The following is a 7,038-nucleotide window of genomic DNA, read 5'->3' as shown; positions in this document are numbered from 1 at the left end:
AGATGTGTATAAAGAGACAGGCACTGGGGCGGTGCGACGGGCGGGGGCGCCGGACGTGCGGAGTCCGCTGCCCAACTCACGACAACGATCGGCCATGGAAGCGGTGACGGCGAGTCTACAGTGACCCTCGTCACTGCCGGGGTCCGGCGCGGTGCTCCGCCGCCCGGCGCGCGGGGGCCCCGGCCCGGGTGGGATCATCAGGGGGTGAGCCGCTCCGACACCGTCCGCTTCCGGTACAACCAGGCGATCCTGGTCGCCGCGGTGATCGCATTCTTCGGCGCCCTGCCGCTGGCCGCCGCCCGGTGGTACCTGCTGCCGGTGCTACTCGTGCCGCTGGCCGTGGGGGTGTGGGCCTGGCGGGCCGGCACCGACGCCGACCCCCGCGAGCTGCGCCTGCGAGCGCTTGCCGGGCAGCGGCGGATCGGCTGGGAGCGGGTGGTCGAGCTGGCCACCGACCCGCGTGGCCGGGCGGTGGCCCGACTCGACGACGGGCAGCAGGTGCTACTGCCCGCGGTGCGCGGGACGGATCTGCCGCGGCTGGTCGCGGCCACCGGCCAGACCCTGCCCGGCGCGGCCAGCTGAACGGCCTGGCCGCCGACGCCGGCAGGCCGGGTCAGTAGCCGTCCACCACCGTGTTGACCAGCGGCTCGCCAGCGGCGAACCGCCGGACCTGATCGCCGACCAACCGGTACGCCCTGCGCAACAGTCCGCGGACCGAGCCGGCCACGTGCGGGGTGAGCAGCACGTTGGGCAGCGTCCAGAGCGGATGGTCGGCGGGCAGCGGCTCCGGGTCGGTGACGTCCAGCGCGGCGGAAATCCGGCCGGTACACAGCTCCGCGACCAGCGCCTCGGTCCGGGCCACCGGCCCGCGGGCCGCGTTGACCAGCAGCGCGCCGTCCTTCAGCGCGGCGAGGAACTTCTCGTCGACCAGCCCCCGGGTCTGCTCGGTCAGCGGCACCAGCAGCACCACCACGTCGGCCTCGGGGAGCAGCGCCGGCAGCTCCGCCACGCCGTGCACCTCCTGCGCGGGGCGGGCGGTCCGGGCCACCAGGGTGAAGGTCACCCCGAACGGCGCGAGCCGGGCGCGCACCGCCGCCCCGATCGACCCCGCCCCGACGATGAGCACCCGCTTGCCCGCCAGCTCGTCGGTGGGCGCCACCTCGTCGTACGCCCACTCCCGCCGGGCCTGCGCCCGGATCAGGGTGGGGAAGGCCCGCAGCTGGGACAGGATCGCGGCGACCACCCACTCCGCGGTGGACGGATCGTGCACCCCCCGGGCGTCGCAGAGGGTCACCCCGTCGGGCACCCGGCCGGCCCAGGCGTCCGCCCCGGCGGAGAGCAGTTGCACCACCCGCAGGTTGGGCAGCTCGTGCAGCAGGGCGGTGGCGTTCGGACCGGCCAGGAAGGGCGGCACCCAGAACCGGACGTCGGCCACCGGGGAGGGCAGCCGGGCCGGGTCCTCGACCACCTCGACCCTGACGCCCGAGGGCAGCTCGCCGAGGAGCGCCCTGCCGGCCTCGTGCGGGATCCATACCTTCACGCCCGCCGACGATAGGCGACCCGCGCCCCGGTGACCGAACCGGTCCCGTGGGACCCCGGATCGACGCCTCGGCGGGCTACCCTGGGCCGGATGAGCGCCCGTCCTCCATATCCCCGCACCCGCCGCCTCCGGGCGGCTCTCGCGGCGTCCTGCGCGACGCTGCTGGCCACCACCGGTTGCAGTTTCGGCGCACCAGAACCGGACCGGGCCGGCGAGCCACCGAGCTTTCCCACCCCGTCGGCCACGGCGGCGCCGGGCGGGGCCGGCCAGGAGGTGGTCACCACCGTGCTGGCCACGGGGCTGCGGGTGCCGTGGGGGATCGCCTTCCTGCCCGACGGCGGCGCCCTGGTCACCGAACGGGACAGCGGGCGGATCCTGAAGGTCGGGCCGGAGTCCGGGCCGGACGGGCTGCGGGTCACCCCGGTGCAGACCGTCTCCGACGTGGTGGCGGGCGGCGAGGGCGGGCTGATGGGCATCGCCGTCTCGCCGACGTACGAGCGGGACCGGCAGGTCTTCGTCTACTACACCGCCGAGCGCGACAACCGGATCGCCCGGCTGGAGCTGGGCGGGCAGCCGACCCCGATCCTCACCGGCATCCCCAAGGCGGGCATCCACAACGGCGGCGGTCTGGCGTTCGGGCCCGACGGGCAGCTCTACGCCAGCACCGGTGACGCCGGTGACCGGCCCCAGTCGCAGGACGTCAAGCGGCTCGGCGGCAAGATCCTGCGGATCACCCGGGACGGCAAGCCGGCCCCGGGCAACCCGTACCCCGACTCCCCCGTCTGGTCGCTCGGGCACCGCAACGTGCAGGGCCTCGCCTGGGACGCCGGCAAGCGGATGTACGCCGTCGAGTTCGGCCAGAACACCTGGGACGAGATCAACCAGATCACCAAGGGGCGCAACTACGGGTGGCCGCAGGTGGAGGGGCGCGGCGACGACAACCGGTTCGTCAACCCGATCACCCAGTGGCCGACCTCGGACGCCTCCTGCTCCGGGCTGACCGCGGCCGACCGGCTGCTGTTCACCGCCTGCCTGCGCGGCAAGCGGCTCTGGCTGGTCGAGCTGACCGACACCGGCACCGTCCTCGGTCAGCCCCGGGAGTTGCTGACCGGGCGGTACGGCCGGCTGCGGGCGGTGGCGACCGCCCCGGACGGTTCGCTCTGGGTGAGCACCTCCAACCACGACGGGCGGGGCGACCCGGCGCCGGAGGACGACCGGCTGCTGCGCCTGGTCTTCGCCGGCGGCGGCGCCGGGCGGAGCTGACCGGGCGGCGGCGATGCCGTCCCGGCCGGCGTGTGCGCCGCCCGTCCCGTTGGTAAGCCCGTCCCGTGGGTAACAGTGGTCACGGGACACGCCACCGGCACTCAGGTTTGTCAAGATCCCCGACGGGGGAGGGCAGAATTTCAGCATGGACGGGCAGGAGAACGAGCAGCGCGGGGTGGAGGGCGAGGAGCGCCCGGCGACCGCTCGTCGCCGGGGTCTCGCCCTCGGCCGGCGCGGCGCCGGCCGGACGGGCCGCCGACGCGGACTCCGGGCGGTGGGAATGACGCTGGCGGTCCTGGTCGTCACCCTGGCCGGCGTGGTGATCGGCGTGCTCGCCGGCGCCCGGGTGAGCACCGACATCGGGCCGTTCCAGGCGGATCTGACGCTCGCCCCGGCGACCACCGGGAGCACCACGGTCGACATCCCGCCGCTGGGCGCACTGCTGCTGGACAGCCACGATGGCCCGACCCACCTGACGGTGGAACTGGGTGCGCTGGACCAGGGCCGCACCGAGGCGCTGCTGGACGACCCGGCAAGCATCAGCCGGGCGAGCCAGACGGCGGTCGAGGACGTCCGCGAGGGCGTGATGCGGCTCGGGCTGCGGACCGTCGCCTCCGCGGTGCTGGTCACCCTACTGCTCGCCGCGCTGGTCTTCCGCGACACCCGCCGGACGGCCTGGGCCGGCACGCTGGCGCTGCTGGTCACCGCGGGCAGCCTCGGCACCGCCGCGGCCACCATGCGGCCGCAGGCGATCGAGGAGCCCCGCTACGAGGGGCTGCTGGTCAACGCGCCGGCGATCGTCGGTGACGCCCGCCGGATCGCCAACGACTACACCCGCTACGCCGAGCAGCTACAGCGCCTCGTCGGCAACGTCAGCCAGCTCTACACCACCGTGTCCTCCCTGCCCGTGTACGAGCCGGCAGCCGACACCACCCGGGTGCTGCACGTCTCGGACATGCACCTGAACCCGGCCGGCTGGCAGCTGATCCGCACGGTGGTCGAGCAGTTCGGCATCGACGTGGTGATCGACACCGGGGACATCACCGACTGGGGCAGCGAGCCGGAGGCCTCCTACGTCGGCTCGATCGGGCTGCTGAAGAAGCCGTACGTCTACATCCGGGGCAACCACGACTCGGGGCGGACGGCGGCGGCGGTGGCCCGCCAGCCGAACGCGATCGTGTTGAGCAACTCGACCACCACGGTCGCCGGGCTCACGATCGCCGGCATCGGCGATCCGCGCTTCACCCCGGACAAGAGCACCTCGCCGGCCGGCAGCGGCCTCACCAAGCAGGTGGCCGACCAGCTCATCGACACCGGCGAACAGCTCGCCGCGACGGTACGCAGCTCGCCGCGGCCGGTGAACATCGCGATGGTGCACGACCCGGCCTCGGCGGGCCCGCTCTCCGGTACCTGCCCGCTGGTGCTCGCCGGGCACACCCACCACCGGCAGGTGTCGAAGCTGCCGCAGCAGCCGGGCCAGATGCCGACCCAGCTGATGGTGCAGGGCTCCACCGGCGGCGCTGGGCTGCGCGGCCTGGAGGGCGAGAAGCCCACGCCACTGTCGATGAGCGTGCTCTACTTCGACGAGGACAAGCTGCTCCAGGCGTACGACGACATCACCGTCGGTGGCACCGGGCAGGCCCAGGTGAACCTGGAGCGGCACGTGGTGGAGGACCCGAAGGCGGGCCCGTCCGTCCCGGTCACCCCCACCCCGACCCGCTGACCCGGCCGGTCGGATCAGCGCAGGGCGAGGGCGGCCAGGGCGGCGTTGACGATGCTGCCGGGCAGCAGGTCGTGCAGCTCGTACAGCTCGGGCACACTGCCGGACTGGCCGAACTCGTCCACCCCGAGCGGCACCGCCGGGGCGCCCAGCGCCGACCCGAGCCAGGCCATCGCGTGCGAGGCGGCGTCGTGCACGGTGACCACCGGCACCCGGTCGGCGAAGGCCGAGCGGAGCGCCCCGGGCACGCTGGGCACGGTGGCCGTCCGGACGCCCTGGCGCAGGGTGCGCTGCCAGGCCCGGTAGAGCCGGTCCAGCGAGGTGACGTCGACGACGTGCGCGGCGATGCCCTCCTCGGCCAGCTCCGCCGCCGCGGCCAGCACCTCGGGCAGCACCGCACCCGAGGCCGCCAGCTGCACCACCGGCGCGTCCGCCAGGTGCGGGTGCGCCTGGTGGGCGTCGACCAGCCGGTACGCCCCGGCGACCACCTGCCGGCGCAGCACCGCGTCGCCGAGCCGGTCCCGGGCCGCCGCGAAGGGCGCCTGGTCGATCGGGCGGGTGCTCAGCCGGAAGTAGTACGCACCGTCCTCCGCGGGCGCGGCGGTCGCCGACGGGGCCGGACCGCCGGCGATCTGGCCGAGCGCGTCGCAGAGCAGCCAGTCCAGGGCGGAGGCGTACGCGGGCTCGACGAAGGTCACCCCGGGCAGCTCCAGGCCCACCGAGGCGGTGATGGTCGACTGGTGCGCGCCGCCCTCCGGGGCGAGGGTGATGCCCGACGGCGTGCCGGCGACCACGAACCGCGAGCCGGAGTAGGTGCCGTAGAGGAAGGCGTCCAGGCCGCGCAGCACGAACGGGTCGTAGACCGTGCCGACCGGCAGCAACGGCTGGGCCGACAGGTCCCAGGACAGGCCGAGCTGACCGAGCAGCAGGAACAGGTTCATCTCCGAGATGCCCAGCTCGATGTGCTGGCCGGCCGGACTCTCGGTCCAGCGCAGCATCCGGTCCTCAGACCAGGAGCGCTGCTGCGTCGGGGCGAACACGCCGGTCTTGTTGATGAACCCGGCGAGGTTGGTGGAGGTGGCCACGTCCGGCGCGGTGGTGACCAGGTACCGGCCGACCTGGCCGTCCCGGGCCAGTTCCACCAGCACCCGGCCGAAGACCTCCTGGGTGGAGATCGGCTTGGTGGCGCGTACCCGGGTGGATTCCGGGACGGTGACCCGCAGCGCCCGCTCGCGGGGCGCGCGGGACAGCGCCTCGCGACGCTCGCCGGTCCTGATCCCGGCCGGCGACGCCGGGTCGAGGCGGTCCCACTCGGTCTCGGCGGTGAGGCCGTACGCGGCCCGCAGCTCGTCGACCTGCTCGGTGGTGAGCAGCGCCGAGTGGTTGCGGGGGTTGCCGGCGATGGGCAGCCCCCACCCCTTCACCGTGTACGCGAACACCACGCTGGGCCGGTCGGTGACCGCGTCGCACCGGGCGTACGCGTCGAGCAGCGCCGCCATGTCGTGCCCGCCCAGGTCGGTGACGAGTGGGCCCAACTCGTCGTCGGGGATGTCCGCGACGAACTCGGCCACCCCGGCCGGCGCCCCGTCGAGGAACTGTTTGCGCAGCGCCGGCCCGGTCAGGCCGAACAGCGACTGGTACTGCTCGTTCGGCATCGCGTCGATCCAGTCGCGCAGCCGCTCACCCCCCGGCCGGGCGTACGCCTCGGCGAGCCGGCGGCCGTACTTGACCTCGACCACGTGCCAGCCGGCGGCCTCGAACTGGCCCCGCCACTGGTTGATCCGCACCCCGGGGACGACCCGGTCCAGCGACTGCCGGTTGAAGTCGACCAGCCACATCACGTTGCCCAGCCCTGTGGTGGCCGGATCGGCGACCGCCTCCCAGATGTTCCCCTCGTCCAGCTCGGCGTCGCCGATCAGGGCGACGAACCGGGAATGCGGGCGCACCCCGAAGTGCGCGTCGACGTAGCGCCTGGTCGCCGCGGCGAACAGCGGTGCCGCCGCGCCCAGCCCCACCGAGCCGGTGGAGAAGTCCACGCCGTCCGGGTCCTTGGTGCGCGACGGGTACGACTGGAGACCACCGCGGGCCCGCAGCCTCGTCAGGTAGGAGCGGTCCAGGTTGCCCAGCAGGTACTGGATGGCGTGGAACACCGGCGAGGCGTGCGGCTTGACCGCCACCCGGTCCTCGGCGTCGAGGTGCGCGAACCACAGCGCGGTCATCGCGGTGACCAGCGAGGCACTGGACGCCTGGTGCCCGCCGACCTTCACCCCGTCCCCGGTGTTCCGGTCGTGGTTGGCCGCGTCGACGATCCGGGTGGCGAGCCAGAGCACCCGCCGCTGGATCTCGTCGAGGACATCGAGGTCGTGCTGGTTCACGGTGGCTCCATCCAGGCGTCCCCGTTGACGCCTTGGCGAGGGGTGCGACCCCGGTCGGTTGATCATGAGGTTGGCGGCAGCCTGAAGATCGATCACTGCCGCCAACCTCATGATCAACGTGGGCCGGCGGGGGTGGGGGG

General features: G+C 74.0%; 5 protein-coding genes. 3 read left to right on the top strand and 2 right to left on the bottom strand.

The window, feature by feature from the left end:
- Window positions 1-204 precede the first annotated feature (204 nt).
- Window positions 205-582, top strand: a complete 378-nt coding sequence (locus tag C1I99_RS27345; protein ID WP_111137092.1) for a PH domain-containing protein — start codon at window positions 205-207, stop codon at window positions 580-582.
- Window positions 583-613: 31 nt separating this feature from the next.
- On the opposite strand, the gene C1I99_RS27340 is transcribed toward C1I99_RS27345, so the two are convergent.
- A complete protein-coding gene (locus tag C1I99_RS27340; RefSeq protein WP_111137091.1) occupies window positions 614-1,540 on the bottom strand; it encodes a 2-hydroxyacid dehydrogenase in 927 nt (308 codons plus the stop codon).
- 90 nt (window positions 1,541-1,630) lie between these two features.
- Between C1I99_RS27340 and C1I99_RS27335 the strand changes: the two genes are divergently transcribed.
- Together C1I99_RS27335 and C1I99_RS27330 are read left to right on the top strand one after the other, a co-directional pair.
- On the top strand, window positions 1,631-2,803 hold the full coding sequence (locus tag C1I99_RS27335) for a PQQ-dependent sugar dehydrogenase (RefSeq protein ID WP_111137090.1): 1,173 nt from the start codon (window positions 1,631-1,633) through the stop codon (window positions 2,801-2,803).
- 145 nt (window positions 2,804-2,948) lie between these two features.
- Complete coding sequence (locus tag C1I99_RS27330) at window positions 2,949-4,526, top strand: metallophosphoesterase (protein WP_111137089.1); 1,578 nt, start codon at window positions 2,949-2,951, stop codon at window positions 4,524-4,526.
- Window positions 4,527-4,540: 14 nt separating this feature from the next.
- Here the strand turns inward: C1I99_RS27330 and C1I99_RS27325 are convergent, their stop codons facing one another.
- Window positions 4,541-6,898, bottom strand: coding sequence for a thiamine pyrophosphate-binding protein (locus C1I99_RS27325; RefSeq protein WP_111137088.1), 2,358 nt, complete (start codon window positions 6,896-6,898; stop codon window positions 4,541-4,543).
- Window positions 6,899-7,038 lie beyond the last annotated feature (140 nt).

This window comes from Micromonospora deserti, assembly GCF_003236335.1.
Lineage (GTDB): Bacteria > Actinomycetota > Actinomycetes > Mycobacteriales > Micromonosporaceae > Micromonospora > Micromonospora deserti.
The sequence above is the reverse complement of the archived record's forward strand: the minus strand, read 5'-3'. Positions and strand labels throughout refer to the sequence as shown.